The organism is Nonlabens sp. Ci31, assembly GCF_012974865.1.
GTDB lineage: Bacteria > Bacteroidota > Bacteroidia > Flavobacteriales > Flavobacteriaceae > Nonlabens.
On the sequence record NZ_CP043633.1, the window covers coordinates 1,697,052 to 1,716,559 of the forward strand.

The window sequence follows — 19,508 nt, forward strand, 5'->3', positions numbered from 1 at the left end:
TTATGCTTTTACTGCTTTATAAATGGTGGATGCACCATGAAATTGTAATTCGTTTTCTACTTCTTTAAACCCTACTTTCTTTAAAATATTGTTGAACTTCTCTCCATAAGGAAATTTAGAGGCACTATTAGAAAGATAACGATAGGCGATTTTATCCTTTGAAAATAATTTCCCCAGTGCAGGTACGATCACACCAGAATACAAATAATAACCTTGTTTGAAAGGAAACTTTGTCGGCACACTGGTTTCTAAAATAACTAAAATTCCGCCAGGTTTTAAAACTCTTAAAATTTCAGACAATCCTTTTTCAAGATCTTCAAAATTACGCACTCCATAAGAAACTGTTACGGCATCTATAGAGGCGTCTTCAAATTGTAAATTTTCAGAATCTCCTAATACCATTTCTATACGGTCATCTAGATGCTCTTCTTTCACTTTCACTTTTCCTACTTCCAGCATACCACTAGAAATATCGAGTCCTATTAATTTTTTTGCGTCCGTTTGCTGCGCCATTTTAATAACCAAGTCACCGGTTCCAGTAGCGATGTCCATAATCACTTCAGGATGCTGTGCAGCTACCATTTTCACGACATTATCACGCCATTTTTGGTCCAGACCAAGAGAAATCATTCGGTTGAGGCCATCGTACTCACCACTGATGGTGTCAAACATCTTTGTGACTTGTTCTTTTTTTCCAGAATCTTCTTCTTTATAAGGCTTTACTTCTTCTGACACAATCTTTTTTTTAGAGCAGCAAAGATAATGCAGAGTGTTGAGGTTATTGCTATTCCCTTTCTATTCTATCTTTAGAATGGAAGTTTACCCTAGTGTAGCTCAAGGCGAAAGCGGGATAATCATCCAATTTACCGTTAAAAACTTAGCTTTTTTTATATTTTAGGTCACATTCTAGTATCTTTGATCTACTACAGATACGATTCTATGAAAATCATTATTGCAGGAGCTGGTGAGGTAGGTTTTCACCTGGCAAAACTGTTGTCCTACGAGTCACAAGACATCACGCTTATTGATCCGGTTCAAGAAAATTTACAGTACGCTGATACGCATTTAGATATACGAGTAATGCGGGGAGATTCTACCTCGATAAAAATTCTTCAAGATGCTCGTATAGACGAAGCAGACTTGGTCATTGCGGTGACCAGTAGCGAGACTACAAACATTACTATTTGCGTATTGGCAAAACAACTGGGTGCAAAACGAACTATCGCCCGTATAACCAATACAGAATTCCTGGAACATCAAGATTCCATAGGTTTTGCGGGTTTTGGGATTGATGAGTTGATCTCTCCCGAAGCATTAGCAAGTAAGGAAATCGAATTACTTCTCAATCAAAGTGCCTTTAATGACAGTTATGAATTCGAGGAAGGTGCGCTTACGATGGTAGGAGTCAACCTTCAACGTACGGCACAATTTGTTGGTAAAACAGTACAACAGGCGGGTGAAATTTTTCCTGAAATTCATTTTATGCCCATTGCCATACAGCGTTTTGGTACGCAATATACGCTCATACCTAGGGGGGATACCCAGTTCAAAGAAGGAGACCAAGTTTATTTTATAACCACAACTGGTGGAGTGGAGGAGCTTTATAAACTTACTGGTAAAACAAAACAAGCCATGCGTAACGTCATGATACTAGGCGGTAGTAACATAGGTAAGCAAAGTGCTATGCAACTTTCTAAGGCCGGTATCAACGTTAAGCTGATAGAAAAGGATGCAAAAAAAGCCTTTGATCTTGCTGATGCATTACCAGACGTGCTGGTTCTCAACGGGGATGGTCGCAATGTGGAATTACTTCAAGAGGAAAATATACATGAAATGGATGCCTTTATAGCGGTTACTGGAAATAGTGAGACCAATATCATCTCCTGTCTTATGGCTAAAAGTAAAAGTGTCAAGAAAACGATATCGCTTGTGGAGAATATGGATTACTTCCAATTGTCTCACAGTATAGGAATTGACACGTTGATCAATAAAAAATTACTTGCAGCAAATAATATCTTTAGATATGTGCGCAAAGGGGAAGTAGTCGCGATGACAAAACTTAACAACATGAATGCAGAGCTGCTAGAATTTATTGTGCAACCAGAAAGCCCCGTATGTGGAAAAACCATAGCAAATGCTGGTGTACCTAGAAGCGCGATCATAGGTGGTGTAATAAGAGAAGGAATAGGTAATATAGTTTTGGGAAGTTTTATTATCAAGGCTGGTGATAGAGTGGTAGTTTGTTGTTTACCACGATCCATTTCAAAAGTGGAAAAACTGTTCTTATAATGACCAAACTTAATTATAAGATCATTGTTTTTATTATGGGATTGCTTTTAGTCTTTAACGGTGGGTTTATGCTGATTTCAGCATTAGTCAGCGCTATTTATGAAGAAAGTGAAGCTTTGGATATTCTTGCAGCTGCAGGCGTGGCCGTTGCAGTAGGAGGATTAGTTATGTTCCTGACACGTCATCATATAAAAGAACTGAATAAAAAGGAAGGTTATCTTATTGTAACTTTAGGCTGGTTGATCATGGCTTTTGCCGGCACCATGCCCTACATGTTTACAGGGGCGATCACTAGTTATACCGATGCTTTTTTTGAAACTATGAGTGGTTTTACCACTACTGGGGCAAGTATCATCAACGATATCGAGATCATGCCTAGAGGAATTCTGTTCTGGCGTAGTCTTACGCACTGGATAGGTGGTATGGGTATTATTGTTCTCGCTGTCGCCATATTGCCATTATTAGGAATTGGTGGTATGCAACTCTTTGCTGCAGAAGCTCCTGGGCCTAGTGCTGATAAATTGCATCCCCGCATCACAGACACTGCAAAAAGACTCTGGTTGATCTATGTAGGTTTTACTGCGGTAGAAACCTTGCTGCTTAGGATTGCTGGAATGGGATGGTTTGATGCGGTGAATCACGCGTTAAGTACACTCTCTACAGGAGGTTTTTCAACAAAAAATGCCAGTGTAGCTTTTTGGAATGACAATCCTGCTATACAATGGATCATCATCTTATTTATGTTTATTGCTGGAACCAACTTTGTTTTAAGCTATTTTGCTATTAAGGGAAGGTTTAGTAGAATCTTAAATGATACCGAGTTCAAATGGTACGCCGTTTTTATAGTGGGTTTCTCTGTTTTAGCAGGGGTTTTGATTTATTTTCAAGCAGACCCATTGACCTCCTCAATTGCTCACCCTATGGTTTTAGGTGAAGCAGAAAGCGCTTTCAGACACGGTACTTTTCAGGTGCTAGCGGTCATTACAACAACTGGATTTGTCTCTGCAGATTATACCATGTGGACGCCATTTTTAACCATCATGTTTTTTGGCTTGTTCTTTTTAGGAGGTAGTGCGGGTTCTACTGCCGGTGGAATTAAAGTGGTGCGTCACATTGTTTTAATACGTAATGGTATTATGGAATTTAAAAGAACACTGCATCCAAATGCTATTTTACCGATACGGTATAATGGTAGAGCCTTACAAAGTGGTATTGTTTTCAACGTGCTCGGGTTCTTTATTCTCTACATGCTTTCTTTTATCGTAGGAGCAACTGTACTAGCAGCGCTAGGCTTAGATTTTGAAACAGCCATAGGTGGGGCTTTAAGTAGTCTAGGGAATGTGGGGCCAGCTTTTGGTGATCTATCTCCTGTAGATAATTTTTCTGGATTACCGCAATTAGGAAAATGGTGGTGTTGTTTTTTAATGTTGATAGGAAGGCTGGAATTATTCACGGTTTTGATATTGTTGACACCGTTCTTCTGGAGGAATAGGTAGGCTATATAAAGGGTATTTAGTTTTTTAATGACTACTATCCGTATGGGATGCTACTAAATAACCGCCACGGTAGTGTAGACAGCGATTCTTATAGATATGGGTTTCAAGGACAGGAAAGAGACGATGAAGTGAAGGGTGAAGGGAATAGTTATAATTATAGATATAGGATGCATGATGCTCGATTAGGGCGTTTCTTTGCGGTGGATCCTTTGTCTGTTAAATACTCTTATAATAGTCCTTACGCTTTTAGTGAGAATAGTGTTATAGACGCTGTTGAATTAGAGGGGTTGGAACTTAAAATTGTTACTTACGAAGTTGGACTTCATCAAAATGGAGATTCTTACATTAAAAAAGTTATAAGTGTTAAGATATGGCCTGATTATCCTTTGGAAGGTAAATATGGTGGTAAGGATATGCCATTGGCAATGACAGTACACAGGATCGTAGCTAATGGTCAAACACAACAAGAATATAATACAATGGAACCTGCAGATTATGGGGATTATGATCCAAGGCTCAGGGGTTTGAAAGCTAGTGCAGGCTATAATTATACCGATTATTTCACTGAATCTATTAGAAAACAAGATGATTCAGAATTCGCTAGTAACTACAGATCTAGAGGTCATTGGGCGCCAGGGATGGATGAGCTATTTATAGAACAGGCCATTTGGAACAGAAACAATCAAGCACCAGATGCAGTGTATACTCAACAGGAAATTGCGGATGTTTCTAACTTGGCAAATGTAGGTGTGCCAACATTAGGTAGATTAGGTGCTTTAAAAGGAGGTTTAGCTACTAGAACAAATGGTAACCTTCAGCTTACAGGTACAAGTACTAAAGGCTTAAGAAATTATACAGCAAAACTTAATGGTATGTCTGGAAGGGATCTTTTTAAATCTGTTATTGATGATTTGAAAAAAGCAAAAGATCTTACTGTAGAGGTGGTACATGGCACATCTACATCAGCAACTCAAAGTTATTTGATAAAAAATAATAAAACGGGGACGCTTTTAAACTAACTTATTATGATAAAGCCAAATCTACAGGTGGAAATACCATTAAAAGATCTGTTCAAAAAAATAATGGTAAATGGAAAGATGATGAATCATATAGAATATCACAAAATGAATAATAATTATGAATAGATCTATTTTTCCAGAATATATTTTTAAGGATAAAAAATATAATAATAATAAATTTATAAGGAGCGCAGATATATTATGTGTTGATAGCGATGATTTTGATTTTTTAGAAAGAATTGTAAAGCTATGTTATGCAACAAATTGCGATAAAATTATATTTCGTTCGGGAAGAGATTTGGAGTTAACCGTGGAGATACAACTCAAAGAGACATCAGATATTACTTTGAAAAAAATCATTAATACTTATGAGACAACTTTTTTTGATGGTCTTCATTTCAACTCTTTTGAAGGGCTATCAGTTCAGGCAAGCAATAGTAACTGGTTTATATATGGTGAACAGTGTCTAGAGTTAGGTATGATATTTTGGAATTTGGAAATAGATAAGCTTATAAAAAATAGTTTTACTGATTATTTTTTGAATAAAGATGAAGTTATACAAGAGCTAAGTTTTGCATTAGTCGATAAAACTAAAAATGAATTGAATGATTTAATTAAGGTTTTTGAATCTAATTATTTAAATCTATGGTAACGGCTCCTGCTGGCGGGAGAATCCACGGCGGCTAGTGCTAATTTTTAACTAGTACCGAGAGTGAGTAAAAAGAGTAAAGAAAAGGAAAGCTAGAGATGGTTTTCCTTTTTTTATGCGATAGATTTAAGTCTTACATTTTTGATCAGTGCGTCAAGCGTATGTTGCAAATCGTCAAAACCGCGACAAAAGTGTTCCAAAGTTGGGACAAGTGCCGTGTATAATGGGATTCTAATAGATATGCATTTTAAAGAGGTGGTTTTAGGACCTTTTTAAAGCTTCTTGCTGTTGGTGTGAGCTAGGTACAGGCATTCTGAGTGTTGTTTTATGGAAAGAGTTATTAAAAAAGGGAAGTCGTTACTGGCTTTCCTTTTTTTATTGTGTGCTTTTAAGATGCGTAAGCTTTCTTTGCTTTATACTCTCTAATAGTTACATCAAGAAATTTAATAATCAGAATCTTGTCCTCTCCGATTATATCCCTTGCTGGGCTGACTATCCACAACAGTTAGTGCTTTGGAAAGTACTACTGCCACGACCATTTTGAGTATGGATTTTTACAAATCCATAACAATAACAAATTAAAAAGGCTTGCTTGGTCATAGTGGCTGTAGTGCTGTGCGGCTGGCAAAGCACTTCGACAAGCTCAGCACAGGCTATGGTAGGAATCAAAGAAAAGACTATATTTAAGTTACCGTAAAAGGCAGTCGTTCTTTAAAATAAAAAAAAGCAGGTTTTAAGCCAAGGTATGCGCAAAAAAAAGTGATTTTTTCTGAAAAAATGCGCTGATTACTATCCGTATGGTATGTTACTTAATAATAGACATGGAAGTGTGGATTCTGACGCATACCGATATGGTTTTAACGGTATGGAAAGGGATGATGAAGTAAAAGGTGAAGGGAATAGTTATACTACTTTCTTTAGAAAATTTGACTCTAGGCTGGGAAGAACTTTTAGTTTAGACCCTGTAATGAGATCTGAAATGAGTATGTATGGAATGATGTCAAATAATCCAATTGTAAAAATTGATCCTTTAGGTGATGATGATTACTTCTCAATAAGAGGTGCTTACTTAGGGTCAGACGATAAAAAATCTAAATTGATAAAAATTGTTTGTGAAGGTGAAGAAATATCATTTTATAATTCTATAATACTCGGTGTAGAGAGTATCAGTAATAATAGTAATTTATTAACAGATTATAATTTTAATACTTTTGAAAATCAAAACATGTTACTGACTATAGCAAATTATTATTCCGGAAAATTAAACGTTCATGAAGTAAATAGCGTAAAGGAAAACATCAAGCTAAATGGAAAACGAAAATCTATTATGACTACGAGAAACAAAAAGGAAATTTTTATTAGCTTGGATAATAAAGGTAATATATCTCCTGCTATTGGTCATATAGGTAATATGAAAAGTACTATCGTTCATGAGGATGGTCATATAAGAGATAAGGATGAGAGAACGGATCTAGATCATACTGAGAGATATTTAGAACAAATTGATCATGAAACATTTGACGAAATTTCGCAAGATTATAAAGAAACATTATTTAGCCATTCTACAGACTATCTAAATAAGTATCTTAGGAATAATGAACTGAACAGTTTTGACAATCAATCTTTTAGCAGTAGGATTGATAATGTAAAAAATAGAGTTAATGATTTTAATCTCCGATCAGTTTTCACAGGGTTTCAATTAAACTTTGATGAAGAAAACTTAAGAGTATCTTATGAACAAATATACGTGGCTCCACCTATTGACATTGGTAAATAAACAATTTTATGTATAGATTTTTAACTATTTATCTTTACTTTCTTTTAATTACACTAACTAGTTGTGAAAACAAGAAAGTATCATTTGAAAATGACCTAACGAATCAAAAAATTAAAATTTGGAAAGAATATGAAAAAAATAATTTAAGTTATGTTTTTAATGGGATAGTCGCCTTCGATTATAATAACAAAGAATGGCATGAATGCAAAAGAAATTATCTTAATCCTGAAGTGTTAAGCACATATCAATTTGATGATGTTGAATGGACAAATAATACCTATATAATTAAAGAGATAGATAATAAATTGACCTTAAAATATAAAAGTTATAGTTTAGAGGTGTCTAAAATTCAAAATGATACTATTTATTTCAAAAAAAGTGGAAAAGAGTATTTGTTTGTACGCTTTAAAGATGATATAACACATAATAATTGTTGGTAGAAAAAATGGTAGTGCAAGTATCAAGTGTAGTACAACCGGTGTAAATCGCAGGAACCTCTTGCTGGCGTGAGAATCCACGCCGGCTAGTGCTAGTTTGTAACTAGTACCGAGTATGAGTAAAAGAGTAATGAAAAGGAAAGCTAGCGCTGCTACCTGCGAGGGTGTTTTGAAATAGGCTGTCCCATAAATGGGATGTAGCTCAAATAGAGGTCGTTATAATCGCAACTATTTTAGGTTACAAATCATCAAAACCGCTACAAAAGCGTTCCAAGGTTGGGACAAGCACCGGTTGCAAATCGTCAAAACCGCTACAAAAGCGTTCCAAAGTTGGGACAAGTGCCGTGTATAATGGGATTCTAATAGATATGCATTTTAAAGAGTAGGTCTTAGAATCTTTTAAAGTTGCTTGCTGTTTGTGTGAGCTTGGTACAGGGATTCTGAGTATTGTTTTATGGAATGAGTTATTTAAAAAGGAAAGTCGTTACGGGCTTTCCTTTTTTTATGGTGTGCTTTTAAGATGCGTAAGCTTTCTTTGCTTTATACTCTCTAATAGTTACATCATGAAATTTAATAATCAGACCCTTGTCTTCTCCGATTATATCCCCTGCTGGGCTGACTATCCACAACAGCTAGTGCTTTGGGAAGTACTACTGCCACGACCATTTTGAGTAAGGGTTTTTACAAACCCAAAACAATAACAAATTAAAAAGGCTTGCTTGGTCATAGTGGCTGTAGTGCTGTGCAGCTGGCAAAGCACTTCGACAAGCTCAGCACAGGCTATGGTAGGAATCAAGGAAAAGACTATATTTAAGTTACCGTAAAAGGCAGTCGTTCTTTAAAATAAAAAAAGCAGGTTTTAAGCCAAGGTATGCGCAAAAAAAAGTGATTTTTTCTGAAAAAATGCGCTGATTACTATCCGTATGGTATGTTACTTAATAATAGACATGGAGCTGTGGATTCTGATAGCTATCGCTACGGTTTCCAAGGACAGGAAGGTGATGATGAAGTGAAAGGTGGTGGCGCACAATATGATTATGGGTTTAGAATTTATGATCCAAGATTGGCAAGATTCTTGAACCTAGATCCTTTCTATACTCCTTATCAATTTGCGGGAAACAAACCTATATATGCTATTGACTTAGATGGATTGGAAGAACAAATTGTTGTAAAACATGTCGTTACCAAAAGTGATAGGACTCAAATACAAGAAGGTGTTGATGGACAAACTTTTAACCTCTATCTCCTAAATGAGTCTAACCCTAATAAGAGGTTTCAAAAAAATATAACCACAGGTTGGGAAACTGTTAGAGATAGTTATAAAGGAAGTGGTACAGTTTATAGTTCTAATGAATATACAATACCACCAATGCCATCAATTAATAAAAATGGAACCATTTTTATGCAAGCATATATAACTAGGAGTCTAGATAGTATCCATCAACCTACTCCACCACCACCACCATCACCAATTCAAAATCCTGAGCCACCAGAAAATATCCAAAAGAAAAAGCCAGCTGTCAGAGTAGAGGAGGGAGAAAAAGCGAATACAGTTATACCAAATGAAAATCCCATACCACAAGAAAGAAGAAGCCCCACTGTAAATAACACGTTAGTAGATATACCTTTTTTGCCTACGGAAGCAAAATATGAAAATTACAATTCAGCAAGATCAACATTAAACCCAATTCTGGATAAAATTAAATCTGATCCTATGAGCAAAATTGTGATTACTGTCAAGGTTGAAATTCCTAGGGTTATCATGTAGTTAGACCTGGTACTAGAAGTTTCTTTGGAATAGGAGAAGATAGAGAAACATATAGAGCTTCAGATTTAGCAGCAGACAGGGTGGAAAGAGTCAAGAAACATTTGAGGGCTTATAATATTCCAGAAAGTCAGTTCGAAGTAAAATCTACTATTGATCCAGATACACCACCTCAGATGTCTGTTAAAACAACAACTTATGATTAATATGAAATTTATAATTTTAATTTTTGGACTGTTATGCTTTGAAAATCTTAATGCACAGAAAGTCTCTACTTTTCAAGGGCAATCAGTTAATGGTCTTTTATACTTTGATACGCTAACTGAAGACTTATATATAGTGGATAGAATATATTCAGACATTAAGTATAATTCTACTTATGATTATGCGAATCATAGTTTTGAAGAGAATGAAGAATTCAATATAACATTAGATTATGAAAAAGGAAAATTTGAGTATTTTATTGTAGTATGTTTTTCAAAAGAGAACACAAAATTATTTTCTCATTATGAATGGACGAAAGTATTTATAAAACTGCCTGAAATCCCAAAAAATATTCAGAAAATAGAGTTTAAACCATTTGTAGAAAAAAAATTACAAGCGGAATGTACACTTACTAATGAAAAAGGAAGGCTTGTGGAAAAAATAGAATTTACTGAAGATTGTAATATTTTATTAGAATACCTAAATAATTCCTATAATCTTCATATGAAGACAGATGAGTGTAAAGATTGGTATGAGCCTCTTTATTTTGGAGATGACATTAGGGTATCGCATTTAAGGGGTGACTTGTATTTTATTTACATTCCTTTTCCAGGAACTATAGTAGCTATCTATCAACAAAAAGACACAATGTCACCTTTTAATAGAAATTAGGGCTTCTATATTAAAATGACGCTTTTAATACCACCCAGCTGGCGCTCCTTCTGGCGCTAGTATCCACGACGGCTAGTGCTAGTTTTTAACTAGTACCGAGTATGAGTAAAAAAGTAATGAAAAGGAAACCTATAAATGGTTTTCCTTGCATATTTTAAAGCGAAGCTACATTTTTATTAAAGAAGTCTTTGAACTTCTTTTTAGTAAGAGAAGAATCAATCATTTAAAAAATCATCGAGCGTTTTTCTTCAGCAATATGCAGCAAATCAGAAACTCAGTAATCGTAAACTGGCTTTCTTCAAACAATCTAAGAAAAACCCAATACATGGCAGGACACAAATACATCAGTTCTACAGAAAAATATCAGCAGGATGATCTAGAAAGTTTGCATGAAACGGTTCATAGGTTTCATCCTCTTAGTCAATAAGAATCTATCGGTATTTTGCAGGATCTTGATGTGTGTTAAAAACACTTCTGATTTCAACGGTTTGATTTACTTCATCTAGCGTATAAAAAATGATGAAAGGAAAATTTTTAAGAGGTAAACCTCTCACGTTTTTATAGCGTACTTTAAAGAAAGGATTTTGTTCTAAAGCTTTGGATGAGGCTTCTATCTCGATATCAAAATCTTTGAGAACTTTTAAAGAAACATCTGAATAATGCTGATAAGCATCTGCTACGTCTACATCCGCAAGTGGAGAGATCGTAATTTTAAATTCCATGTTGATGCCTCAACTTTTTTAAGGAACTTCTTGCATCTATAAAATCAGCAGCATTTTCTTCTAGACGATTATCAAGAAGTTGTTGAACATCATTATTGCTATCAATAAAGGAATCAATGGAATCTTGCTTGCTGTTTTTAATTGATTGTAGCGTGCTGATTACGGCTTCATCTTTTAGATTAACGAGCCAGTTAATAAGCTCAAGTTTTGCTGTTTGAACATCCATAAAACAAATATAGTAAAAAAGCCAACGCGCGCTGGCCGCACATGCATTTTTGTCTGGCTGCCTAGCTCAAGCTGCACCTTGCTTTTTTATAGCATTTTATCTATTTTAAAAATACGGAAACCATAAAAAAGGTAAAGAGCTGCTGCCATTGCGCTCACACCATCCAAAAGCCCCAAGCGATCTTTATATAATAGAAGTTCTAGCACTCCCTTTTTAGTTGCCCCAGCTGGCGCGAGCGTCTCGCTCGTGATCTGGAGTAAACAGGAAGTAAAAAAGAGTTACAAATCATCAAAACCGCGACAAAAGCGTTCCAAAGCCTGTCCTGAGTATATCGAAAGGTTGGGACAAGTATTATGTATAAATGGATCTCAACAGTCATGCATTTTAAAGAGTTGGTCACAGGACCTTTTTAAAGTTACTTGCTGTTAGTATGAGCTTGAAGCTTGGTGCAGGGATTCTGAGTGTTGTTTTATGGAATGAGATATTTAAAAAGCGGTTTAAAGAATTTTTAAATCTACAAAAGGAAACCTAGAAATGGTTTTCCTTTTATATTTTAAAGCGAAGCTACATTTTTGTTAAAGAAGTCTTTGAATTTCTTTTTAGTAAGAGAAGAATCAATCATTTAAAAAATCATCGAGCGTTTTTCTTCAGCAATATGCAGCAAATTAGAAACTCAGTAATCGTCAATTGGCTTTCTTCAAACAATCTAAGAAAAACCCAATACATGGCAGGACACAAATACATCAGTTCTACAGAGAAATATCGGCAGGATGATCTAGAAAGTTTGCAGGAAACGGTAAATATGTTTCATCCTTTTAGTTAGAAATAAATTTTGCAAAGAAAAGACCAAACAATAAATTACCTTTGTTATGAATGTAAATAGTAATGTCATGGATTTAGAAGCACGTAAATATCAGTTTATACAAGAACTTTTTAAAATTGATAAAGAGCAAGTAATGACAGCTTTGGAACGTGTTTTAAAAAGAGAGAAAGAAGAAAGTCAAGAAATATCAACAGCTCATAAAAAGGAATTAGACAGTCGTTTAAAAAGCTATAAAAACAATCCAGGCGATGTTCTAGATTGGGAAGATGTAAAAGCTGACTGGTAATGAGTTGTAAAATTAAGTTACTTCCTATTGCTCTAAAAGACTTAAAAGAAGCTAAAAAATGGTATGGCGATAAAAATGAAAAATTATCTATAGAATTTAAGCACGAAGTCAATAAAGAAATCGATTATATAAAGCAATATCCAGAACATTATCAACTTAGGTATAAAGAGTTGCGTCAGTCTTTAGTAACTCGTTTTCCTTATGCTATTTTCTATCTAGTTGAAGAAGAGCAAAAGCGTATCGTAATTTTTGGTGTTTTACATACGAGTAGAAATCCAGAAATAGCAAGAAAAAGAATATAAGGCTTTTTGCCATTGCGCTCGCCAGCCGCACCTGCATTTTTGGCTTGCCCTTGCGCTCCCGCAGCACATTACTTTTTTATAGAATGTTGTCTATTTAAAAAGTAAGGAAACCATAAAAAAGGTAAAGAGCTGCTGCCATTGCGCTCACACCATCCAAAAGCCCCAAGCGATCTTTATATAATAGAAGTTCTAGCACTTCCCAGCTGGCGCGAGCGTCTCGCTCGTGATCTGGAGTAAACAGGAAGTAAAAAAGAGTTACAAATCATCAAAACCGCGACAAAAGCGTTCCAAAGCCTGTCCTGAGTATATCGAAAGGTTGGGACAAGTATTATGTATAAATGGATCTCAACAGTCCCCAGCTGGCGCGAGCGTCTCGCTCGTGATCTGGAGTAAACAGGAAGTAAAAAAGAGTTGCAAATCATCAAAACCGCGACAAAAGCGTTCCAAAGCCTGTCCTGAGTATATCGAAAGGTTGGGACAAGCACCGTGTATAAAGGATTCCAACAGATAAGGATTTTAAACAGTTGGTTTTAGGACCTTTTTAAAGTTCCTTGCTGTTAGTGTGAGCGTGGTATAGGGATTCTGAGTGTTGTTTTATGGAATGAGTTATTTAAAAAGCGGTTTAAAGCGAAGCTACATTTTTATTAAAGAAGGTTTTTATTATAGTTATCAAGTAGAAATTAAAAGTACGCTTTCTTCCTATACGCTTTCGCGAAAGCGTATAGGAGAAGTTTATGCCGCACGTGTTAGGGTACGAAAACGTAACAAGATCATCTTAGGATTACTAGTATATCAAGGAATTTCAACTAGCGAACTACAAAGAATCAGAACAGAAGAAGTAGAATTATATAAAGGCAAAAGCAACCGTTTATCAAATATAATTTATGCCTTAACCAAAGAGCTCAAAACGATCAATAATAGTTTTGTCAATATGCAGCAAATCAGTAATCGTCAATTGGCTTTCTTCAAACAATCTAAGAAAAACCCAATACATGGCAGGACACAAAGACATCAGTTCTACAGAAAAATAACAGCAGAATGATCTAGAAAGTTTGCATGAAACGGTCAATTTGTTTTATCCGTTTAGTTAGAAATAGTAAGTCTATGGAACAGAAATTGTACCTTTACGATAAGAGAAAGACAACTATTATGGCAACGACAGATTTAAGAGATACAGTCAAAGACTATATAGATACGGCAGATGTGAGGCTTTTAAAAATGATAAAAGCATTAGCAGAAAGCTATCAAAATGATCAGCAAGAAACCTTTACCTTGAGTGAAGAGCAGTACGATATGATTGACAAACGCAGAGCATCTCATTTAAAAAATGAAAGTCAGTCTTTCACTTGGGAACAAGTAAAACAAAATGCAAGAAAGGCTATTGAATAATGAAATGCAGTTTAGAAATTAAAGATGAAGCTAATTTAGAAACTATCGAAGCTTATCTTTATTATGAAGGAAAACGCACAGGATTAGGCGAAGAGTTTTTAGAACATTTAAGCATATATTTTGAGAGAATAACTACCAACCCTAAACACTTCCCGAAAAAACGCAAGCCATATAGAGAAGCATTTATAAAACGTTTTCCATTCTTAATAATCTATGAAATCGAGAAAAACAAAGTGATTATATATGCTGTGTTCAACACTTGGCAAAACCCAGAAAAGAAGAAGAAATAAACTTAGCAACAACTTCAACCAACCCAACCCAGCCGCACCTGCTATGGACGCTTGCCAACGCTCAAGCTGCACCTTGCTTTTTTATAAAATGTTGTCTATTTAAAAAGTAAGGAAACCATAAAAAAGGTCAGGAGCGAGAAGCTGTCGCCAGCGAGGGAAGATATATGCTTTGCATGGAGGTAGGAAAGAAAAGAAGAATGATGCAACACCACATAATGGCAGATATTGACGAATGTGAGAAAATATATGGTTCTATTATTTTTAATATTGCTGGTATCTTGCAATCCGTTCGATCCCGGCGACATTGTTTTAACCAGAACTTACATAAGTAATGAAGCTTGGGACGACTATAACAACCAAATCAAGGTTGAAAAAATGCAGATGCGTGATTCAGTCCAGATGATAAGAACTGATTTGGATAGCATAGGTAAAAATTTTACGCTGTTGCAAGTGGATAGCACCTATATTTATGAGTATAGCGGCTTTAGGGATAAGAGACCAAATCCTAAAGGCAAGGTATATTTTAATAGGGATAACGGATGGAAATGGACCAAAGTAGCAAGTAATTATAAGGAGAACGAAATACATACTACCATCGGCAATCTAGAAAAAGACCAATGGTATAAGTTTTCGAATCTACGAGGTAGAGGCGGTTTTTTTATTTATGTCTACGTGGACGTGGATGGTGAATTACAGGAGTATTATCAAGATGTAGCAGGCTGGTAAACTTCATAGAATAAGTAAATCTAGCCTCAGTATCCCTGATCATAACGTCCAGGGCATAAAGAATGTGTTTGCGATCTTTTGCTTGCACTCATATAACAGCTTCGCTGATGCTAGTTTGCAACTAGTACGGGCAGGAGTAAACAGGAAGTAAAAAACAAAAGGAAAGCCATTTCTAGCTTTCCTTTTTGTGTTATAAACAGCAAGTGTTTACTTCCTGTTACTTGACCTTTAAGCCGCAAATATTAGGATATTAAGAAAGCACCTCTTTAATCCTTCTAACAGCTTCTGTGATTTGCTCTGAACTAGCAGCATAAGAAATACGTATACATTCACGAGTCCCAAAAGAATCACCAGAAACGGTGGCTACATTGGCCTCTTCAAGGAGCATCAATGAAAAATCTGTTGAGTTTTCTATTTGATGTCCTTTTACTGTTTTTCCAAACCATGCTGAAATATCTGGAAATACATAAAAAGCACCGTCAGGAACGTCTGTAGTAAAGCCTTTAAGTTCAGAAAGCAGGTTTAAAATCAAGTCACGACGTTCTGCAAAGGCATCAATCATGTACTGTATTTTAGAAACCGGAGCTTCTAGTGCAGTGATTACAGCGCGTTGTGCGATACAATTGGTGCCACTGGTAATTTGACCTTGCATTTTATTACAAGCTCTTGCAATCCATGTTGGAGCGCCTATATAACCTACTCTCCATCCAGTCATGGCAAAGGCTTTACTTACACCGTTAATGGTGACGGTACGATCGTACATACTTGGAATAGCTGCCATACTTGCATGCGTTCCAGTATAGTTGATGTGTTCATAAATCTCATCACTTACTACGATAATATTCGGATAATCAACAAGTACATCTGCAAATGCTTGAAGCTCTTCTTCTGTGTACAAACTGCCACTTGGATTGTTAGGAGAAGAAAACAACATCATTTTAGTCTTAGGAGTAATGGCAGCTCTCAATTGCTCAGCGGTAATTTTAAAATTTTGATCTACACCAGCTTTTACTTCTACCGGTGTTCCTTCAGCAAGTTCCACTATGGCTGCATAGCTTACCCAGTAAGGAGCAGGAAGAATACATTCATCTCCTTTATTGAGCAACACCAAAGCAACATTTGCAATAGATTGCTTTGCTCCTGTTGACACTACGATCTGACTGCGGTCGTAAGTAAGCTTGTTATCTCTTTTAAATTTGAGTATGACTGCATCTTTGAGTTCATTGTAGCCATCTACAGGAGAATAGCTGTTGTAATTCTCGTTGATGGCTCTGATAGCCGCATCTTTGACAAAATCTGGAGTATTAAAATCAGGTTCACCAAGGCTTAAACCTATGATGTCTTTACCTTGTTCTTTTAATTCGCGAGCTTTCGCTGCCATGGCAAGTGTGGCACTTACAGGTAAATTGTTAATGCGATCAGATAGTTGAGAGTTCATAATAGTTGAATTATAATACAAAAATATCATAACACTTGAATTAACAATCGCATATGACGACAATTAATATTTTATTTTTGCACAAATTATAAATAGTGCATCAAAAAATAAAAGAATACTTCCCACATATTACAGATCATCAGTTAGAACAATTTTCAAGACTGGGAGATTTGTATACGGAGTGGAACGCTCAGATCAATGTGATCTCTAGAAAAGACATCGATCAATTGTATACACGACATGTTTTACATTCTCTAGGGATTGTTTCTGTTGTCCGCTTTCGCGAAAGCTTACCCAATAAACCAGGTGGAACTAGAGTACTAGACGTAGGAACTGGCGGCGGATTTCCAGGGATACCACTGGCTATTATGTTTCCTAAAACAAGTTTCCACCTTATCGATGCGATAGGTAAAAAAATCAAGGTAGTAGATGCTATTGTTGAGGCTTTGGGATTAGAGAACGTAACTACAGAGCACGGAAGAGCAGAAACGGTGAAAGGTCGTTTTGACTTTATAGTTTCCAGAGCAGTTACTAACATGCCTGATTTTGTTAGTTGGGTAAAGAATAAAGTTAGAAAAGACAGTTTTCATACCTTGAAAAATGGGATTCTCTATTTAAAAGGAGGTGATCTTACCGAAGAGTTAAAACAGTTTCCTAAAGCGCGTATTTACGAATTAGAAGAAGTTTTTGAAGACCCCTTCTTTGAAACGAAGAAAGTAGTGCACTTGCCTTTATAAAGTAAAAATCCGTTATCATTTTTATGATAACGGATTTTAATAATTCTTAGAGGTATTTCATTACTCCCCCATAAAAGGATATCTGTAATCTGTAGGTGTTACAAATGTTTCTTTAATCATACGAGCAGAAACCCATCTTAGTAAGTTCAATTTAGAACCTGCTTTATCATTTGTTCCAGAAGAACGAGCCCCGCCAAACGGTTGCTTACCTACCACTGCTCCTGTACACTTATCATTAATATAGAAGTTACCTGCACAGTTTTCAAGTGCTTGAGTGGCTTGTGTGACTGCATAGCGATCTTGTCCTAGAATAGCGCCAGTAAGAGCGTATTCACTAGTTTCATCAACCAGTTTTAACATCTCTGTATATTCATCATCTTCATACACATAAATAGTAATCACTGGGCCGAATAATTCGGTCTCCATGGTTACATATTTTGGGTCGGTAGTTAAAATAACCGTTGGGTCTACAAACCATCCTTTAGACTTGTCGTAGTTTCCTCCTATGATCACTTCAGCATTTGCATCTTTTTTTGCTCCGTCTATATAGGTGGCAAGCTTATCAAACGAACCTTCATGAATCACAGCAGTAATAAAATTACTCATGTCTTCTGGAGATCCTATTTTAAAACTATCTACATCTCTGCGAATGAGTTTTTCCACCTCTGGCCACATACTCTTAGGTACATAGGCACGGGAAGCGGCACTACATTTCTGACCTTGGAATTCAAAAGCACCTAGTACTATAGCTGTAGCGACTTGTGCAGGAACAGCACTTTTATGAGCAACGATAAAGTCCTTACCACCTGTTTCACCTACTATTCTAGGATAAGTCTTATAGGTATTTATGTTTTCACCTATTTTAGTCCACAGGCTTTTGAATACTGTTGTAGAACCAGTGAAGTGAACACCAGCAAAATCTGCATGCGTCATTACCTCGTTAGTCATCATCACAGGATCTGCATTTACCATATTGATAACACCATCAGGTACTCCAGCTTCTTTAAATACTTCTACAATTACTTGTGCGCTCAACATTTGATGGTCACTAGGCTTCCATATACAAACATTACCCATTAAGGCAGCGCTAGAAGGAAGGTTACCAGCAATAGCCGTAAAGTTAAATGGAGATATACAGTATACAAAACCTTCCAAAGGTCTGTATTCTAATCTATTCCAAGCGCCAGAAGTGGATTCAGGTTGCTCTGCATAAATCTCTGTCATGTATTGCACATTGAACCTTAAAAAATCTACCAGCTCACAAGCAGCATCAATTTCTGCCTGGAAAACAGTTTTAGACTGGTTGATCATGGTCGCAGCATTAATACGTGCTCTGTAGGGGCCAGCTATAAGCTCTGCAGCTTTTAAGAAAATACCAGCTCTTTGTTCCCATGGCATCTGCGACCACTTTTTACGTGCTTCTAACGAAGTAGCGATGGCATCTTGAACTTCTTTTTTTCCAGCTCTGTGGTAGTTCCCTACTATATGTTGGTGATCATGTGGCGGTCTTATAGGTACAGTATCTCCAGTTTTTATCTCTTTTCCATTGATATATAAAGGCACCTCTGTATTTGCGTTCCACAATTCTTTGTAAGCTGCTAGCACTTGGTCTCTTTCTACAGTTCCTGGAGCATATGTATTAATAGGCTCGTTTACGGCAACTGGGACGTTGAAAAATCCTTTTCCCATGATGTATTTGTTTTTTTAATTTACGCGTGAAATTACAAATAATCTAGCGTTTCTTTGGACTCTATGCTGGTAAAGTAATCTTAATGTAGAATAGTAGATGTATAGGAATTGCGCTTTTAGAATAAACCAAGGTTGATCGTGAGCTACTATTTTTGGATAAAATAAAAACGGAGATTCTTGAAATCTAATTCAACGCAAAAGGGGCGCTGAGTTTAAAAGCAGGGATAATAACGCTGAATTGGTTAGAGGTGGTAAAATTAATCATATTGTAAAAACCACTCATATTTCCAAAAGGAGAGGTAAGTAAGCAACCGCTTTGATACATGTGTAATTGTCCGGGTTTAAGAACTGGTTTTTTACCTATCACACCTTCACCATCTATGTGCTCTGTGCGACTTAAGCTATCTTTAATACGCCAGTGGCGACTGTTGAGTTGTACAGAATCTTTACTCTGATTCTCTATAGTTATGACATAGGTAAAGGCAAAGTGCATCTTATAATTTTTATAAAATGTACCTTCAAAACTCGTTTGTACCGAGATTTTAATACCTCTTGTAACTTGTTGTATCATA

At 36.1% G+C, this 19,508-nt stretch carries 20 protein-coding genes and 1 pseudogene; 15 read left to right on the forward strand and 6 right to left on the reverse strand.

Features of this window, described 5'->3' with window-relative positions:
* Entirely contained in the window at positions 1-735 is a 735-nt protein-coding gene (gene ubiE, locus F0365_RS07485; RefSeq protein WP_169933130.1) for a bifunctional demethylmenaquinone methyltransferase/2-methoxy-6-polyprenyl-1,4-benzoquinol methylase UbiE, read from the reverse strand.
* Positions 736-939: 204 nt separating this feature from the next.
* Between ubiE and trkA the strand changes: the two genes are divergently transcribed.
* From trkA to F0365_RS07525, 8 genes and pseudogenes are all read left to right on the forward strand, one after another.
* Positions 940-2,289 (forward strand): Trk system potassium transporter TrkA, encoded by a 1,350-nt coding sequence (gene trkA / locus F0365_RS07490; protein ID WP_169933131.1) that lies wholly within the window; start codon positions 940-942, stop codon positions 2,287-2,289.
* On the forward strand, positions 2,289-3,785 hold the full coding sequence (locus tag F0365_RS07495) for a TrkH family potassium uptake protein (protein ID WP_169933132.1): 1,497 nt from the start codon (positions 2,289-2,291) through the stop codon (positions 3,783-3,785). Before trkA ends, F0365_RS07495 begins: the two co-directional genes overlap by 1 nt.
* 44 nt (positions 3,786-3,829) lie before the next feature.
* Positions 3,830-4,804 (forward strand): annotated as a pseudogene (locus F0365_RS07500) (RHS repeat-associated core domain-containing protein); the annotation flags it as partial.
* Positions 4,805-4,922: 118 nt separating this feature from the next.
* Positions 4,923-5,456 carry a hypothetical protein gene (locus F0365_RS07505; protein ID WP_169933134.1) on the forward strand — a complete coding sequence of 178 codons (534 nt, stop codon included), beginning with the start codon at positions 4,923-4,925 and terminating at the stop codon, positions 5,454-5,456.
* A 766-nt stretch (positions 5,457-6,222) separates the two neighbouring features.
* Complete coding sequence (locus tag F0365_RS07510) at positions 6,223-7,230, forward strand: RHS repeat-associated core domain-containing protein (RefSeq protein WP_262889040.1); 1,008 nt, start codon at positions 6,223-6,225, stop codon at positions 7,228-7,230.
* 8 nt (positions 7,231-7,238) lie between these two features.
* Complete coding sequence (locus F0365_RS07515) at positions 7,239-7,670, forward strand: hypothetical protein (RefSeq protein ID WP_169933136.1); 432 nt, start codon at positions 7,239-7,241, stop codon at positions 7,668-7,670.
* An 892-nt stretch (positions 7,671-8,562) separates the two neighbouring features.
* Positions 8,563-9,435: an RHS repeat domain-containing protein gene (locus tag F0365_RS07520; RefSeq protein WP_262889041.1), complete on the forward strand. Its 873-nt coding sequence runs from the start codon at positions 8,563-8,565 to the stop codon at positions 9,433-9,435.
* 195 nt (positions 9,436-9,630) lie between these two features.
* Positions 9,631-10,308 carry a hypothetical protein gene (locus F0365_RS07525; RefSeq protein ID WP_169933138.1) on the forward strand — a complete coding sequence of 226 codons (678 nt, stop codon included), beginning with the start codon at positions 9,631-9,633 and terminating at the stop codon, positions 10,306-10,308.
* Positions 10,309-10,739: 431 nt separating this feature from the next.
* Here F0365_RS07525 and F0365_RS07530 read toward each other — a convergent pair whose 3' ends face one another.
* Positions 10,740-11,030 carry a type II toxin-antitoxin system RelE/ParE family toxin gene (locus F0365_RS07530; RefSeq protein WP_169933139.1) on the reverse strand — a complete coding sequence of 97 codons (291 nt, stop codon included), beginning with the start codon at positions 11,028-11,030 and terminating at the stop codon, positions 10,740-10,742.
* A complete protein-coding gene (locus F0365_RS07535; protein ID WP_169933140.1) occupies positions 11,020-11,256 on the reverse strand; it encodes a hypothetical protein in 237 nt (78 codons plus the stop codon). The genes F0365_RS07530 and F0365_RS07535 overlap by 11 nt, the downstream gene beginning before the upstream one ends.
* Before the next feature lie 869 nt (positions 11,257-12,125).
* On the opposite strand from F0365_RS07535, the gene F0365_RS07545 reads away from it, so the two are divergent.
* The 6 genes from F0365_RS07545 (at position 12,126) to F0365_RS07570 (ending at position 15,072) form a co-directional block, all read left to right on the forward strand.
* Positions 12,126-12,365, forward strand: a complete 240-nt coding sequence (locus tag F0365_RS07545) for an addiction module protein (RefSeq protein WP_240961945.1) — start codon at positions 12,126-12,128, stop codon at positions 12,363-12,365.
* A complete protein-coding gene (locus F0365_RS07550; RefSeq protein ID WP_169933142.1) occupies positions 12,365-12,667 on the forward strand; it encodes a type II toxin-antitoxin system RelE/ParE family toxin in 303 nt (100 codons plus the stop codon). Before F0365_RS07545 ends, F0365_RS07550 begins: the two co-directional genes overlap by 1 nt.
* A 601-nt stretch (positions 12,668-13,268) precedes the next feature.
* A complete protein-coding gene (locus tag F0365_RS07555) occupies positions 13,269-13,709 on the forward strand; it encodes a hypothetical protein (protein WP_169933143.1) in 441 nt (146 codons plus the stop codon).
* Positions 13,710-13,771: 62 nt separating this feature from the next.
* Entirely contained in the window at positions 13,772-14,056 is a 285-nt protein-coding gene (locus tag F0365_RS07560) for a hypothetical protein (RefSeq protein WP_169933144.1), read from the forward strand.
* Positions 14,056-14,346, forward strand: a complete 291-nt coding sequence (locus F0365_RS07565) for a type II toxin-antitoxin system RelE/ParE family toxin (RefSeq protein WP_169933145.1) — start codon at positions 14,056-14,058, stop codon at positions 14,344-14,346. The genes F0365_RS07560 and F0365_RS07565 overlap by 1 nt, the downstream gene beginning before the upstream one ends.
* Before the next feature lie 381 nt (positions 14,347-14,727).
* Positions 14,728-15,072, forward strand: coding sequence for a hypothetical protein (locus tag F0365_RS07570; RefSeq protein WP_169933146.1), 345 nt, complete (start codon positions 14,728-14,730; stop codon positions 15,070-15,072).
* A 250-nt stretch (positions 15,073-15,322) separates the two neighbouring features.
* On the opposite strand, the gene F0365_RS07575 is transcribed toward F0365_RS07570, so the two are convergent.
* Entirely contained in the window at positions 15,323-16,510 is a 1,188-nt protein-coding gene (locus tag F0365_RS07575) for a pyridoxal phosphate-dependent aminotransferase (protein WP_169933147.1), read from the reverse strand.
* A gap of 95 nt (positions 16,511-16,605) precedes the next feature.
* On the opposite strand from F0365_RS07575, the gene rsmG reads away from it, so the two are divergent.
* Positions 16,606-17,247: a 16S rRNA (guanine(527)-N(7))-methyltransferase RsmG gene (gene rsmG / locus F0365_RS07580; protein ID WP_169933148.1), complete on the forward strand. Its 642-nt coding sequence runs from the start codon at positions 16,606-16,608 to the stop codon at positions 17,245-17,247.
* Between the two features lie 60 nt (positions 17,248-17,307).
* Here the strand turns inward: rsmG and pruA are convergent, their stop codons facing one another.
* Together pruA and apaG are read right to left on the reverse strand one after the other, a co-directional pair.
* Positions 17,308-18,936 (reverse strand): L-glutamate gamma-semialdehyde dehydrogenase, encoded by a 1,629-nt coding sequence (gene pruA, locus F0365_RS07585; RefSeq protein ID WP_169933149.1) that lies wholly within the window; start codon positions 18,934-18,936, stop codon positions 17,308-17,310.
* A gap of 184 nt (positions 18,937-19,120) precedes the next feature.
* A complete protein-coding gene (gene apaG, locus F0365_RS07590; protein WP_169933150.1) occupies positions 19,121-19,507 on the reverse strand; it encodes a Co2+/Mg2+ efflux protein ApaG in 387 nt (128 codons plus the stop codon).
* Position 19,508 lies beyond the last annotated feature (1 nt).

What these genes read in the sequence shown, in the direction of transcription:
- trkA (WP_169933131.1), top strand. Translation starts at nt 940, where the DNA reads ATGAAAATCATTATTGCAGGAGCTGGTGAGGTAGGTTTTCACCTGGCA.
- F0365_RS07495 (WP_169933132.1), top strand. Translation starts at nt 2,289, where the DNA reads ATGACCAAACTTAATTATAAGATCATTGTTTTTATTATGGGATTGCTT.
- F0365_RS07505 (WP_169933134.1), top strand. Translation starts at nt 4,923, where the DNA reads ATGAATAGATCTATTTTTCCAGAATATATTTTTAAGGATAAAAAATAT.
- F0365_RS07515 (WP_169933136.1), top strand. Translation starts at nt 7,239, where the DNA reads ATGTATAGATTTTTAACTATTTATCTTTACTTTCTTTTAATTACACTA.
- F0365_RS07525 (WP_169933138.1), top strand. Translation starts at nt 9,631, where the DNA reads ATGATTAATATGAAATTTATAATTTTAATTTTTGGACTGTTATGCTTT.
- F0365_RS07530 (WP_169933139.1), bottom strand. Translation starts at nt 11,030, where the DNA reads ATGGAATTTAAAATTACGATCTCTCCACTTGCGGATGTAGACGTAGCA.
- F0365_RS07535 (WP_169933140.1), bottom strand. Translation starts at nt 11,256, where the DNA reads ATGGATGTTCAAACAGCAAAACTTGAGCTTATTAACTGGCTCGTTAAT.
- F0365_RS07545 (WP_240961945.1), top strand. Translation starts at nt 12,126, where the DNA reads ATGAATGTAAATAGTAATGTCATGGATTTAGAAGCACGTAAATATCAG.
- F0365_RS07550 (WP_169933142.1), top strand. Translation starts at nt 12,365, where the DNA reads ATGAGTTGTAAAATTAAGTTACTTCCTATTGCTCTAAAAGACTTAAAA.
- F0365_RS07555 (WP_169933143.1), top strand. Translation starts at nt 13,269, where the DNA reads ATGAGTTATTTAAAAAGCGGTTTAAAGCGAAGCTACATTTTTATTAAA.
- F0365_RS07560 (WP_169933144.1), top strand. Translation starts at nt 13,772, where the DNA reads ATGGAACAGAAATTGTACCTTTACGATAAGAGAAAGACAACTATTATG.
- F0365_RS07565 (WP_169933145.1), top strand. Translation starts at nt 14,056, where the DNA reads ATGAAATGCAGTTTAGAAATTAAAGATGAAGCTAATTTAGAAACTATC.
- F0365_RS07570 (WP_169933146.1), top strand. Translation starts at nt 14,728, where the DNA reads ATGCGTGATTCAGTCCAGATGATAAGAACTGATTTGGATAGCATAGGT.
- F0365_RS07575 (WP_169933147.1), bottom strand. Translation starts at nt 16,510, where the DNA reads ATGAACTCTCAACTATCTGATCGCATTAACAATTTACCTGTAAGTGCC.
- pruA (WP_169933149.1), bottom strand. Translation starts at nt 18,936, where the DNA reads ATGGGAAAAGGATTTTTCAACGTCCCAGTTGCCGTAAACGAGCCTATT.
- apaG (WP_169933150.1), bottom strand. Translation starts at nt 19,507, where the DNA reads ATGATACAACAAGTTACAAGAGGTATTAAAATCTCGGTACAAACGAGT.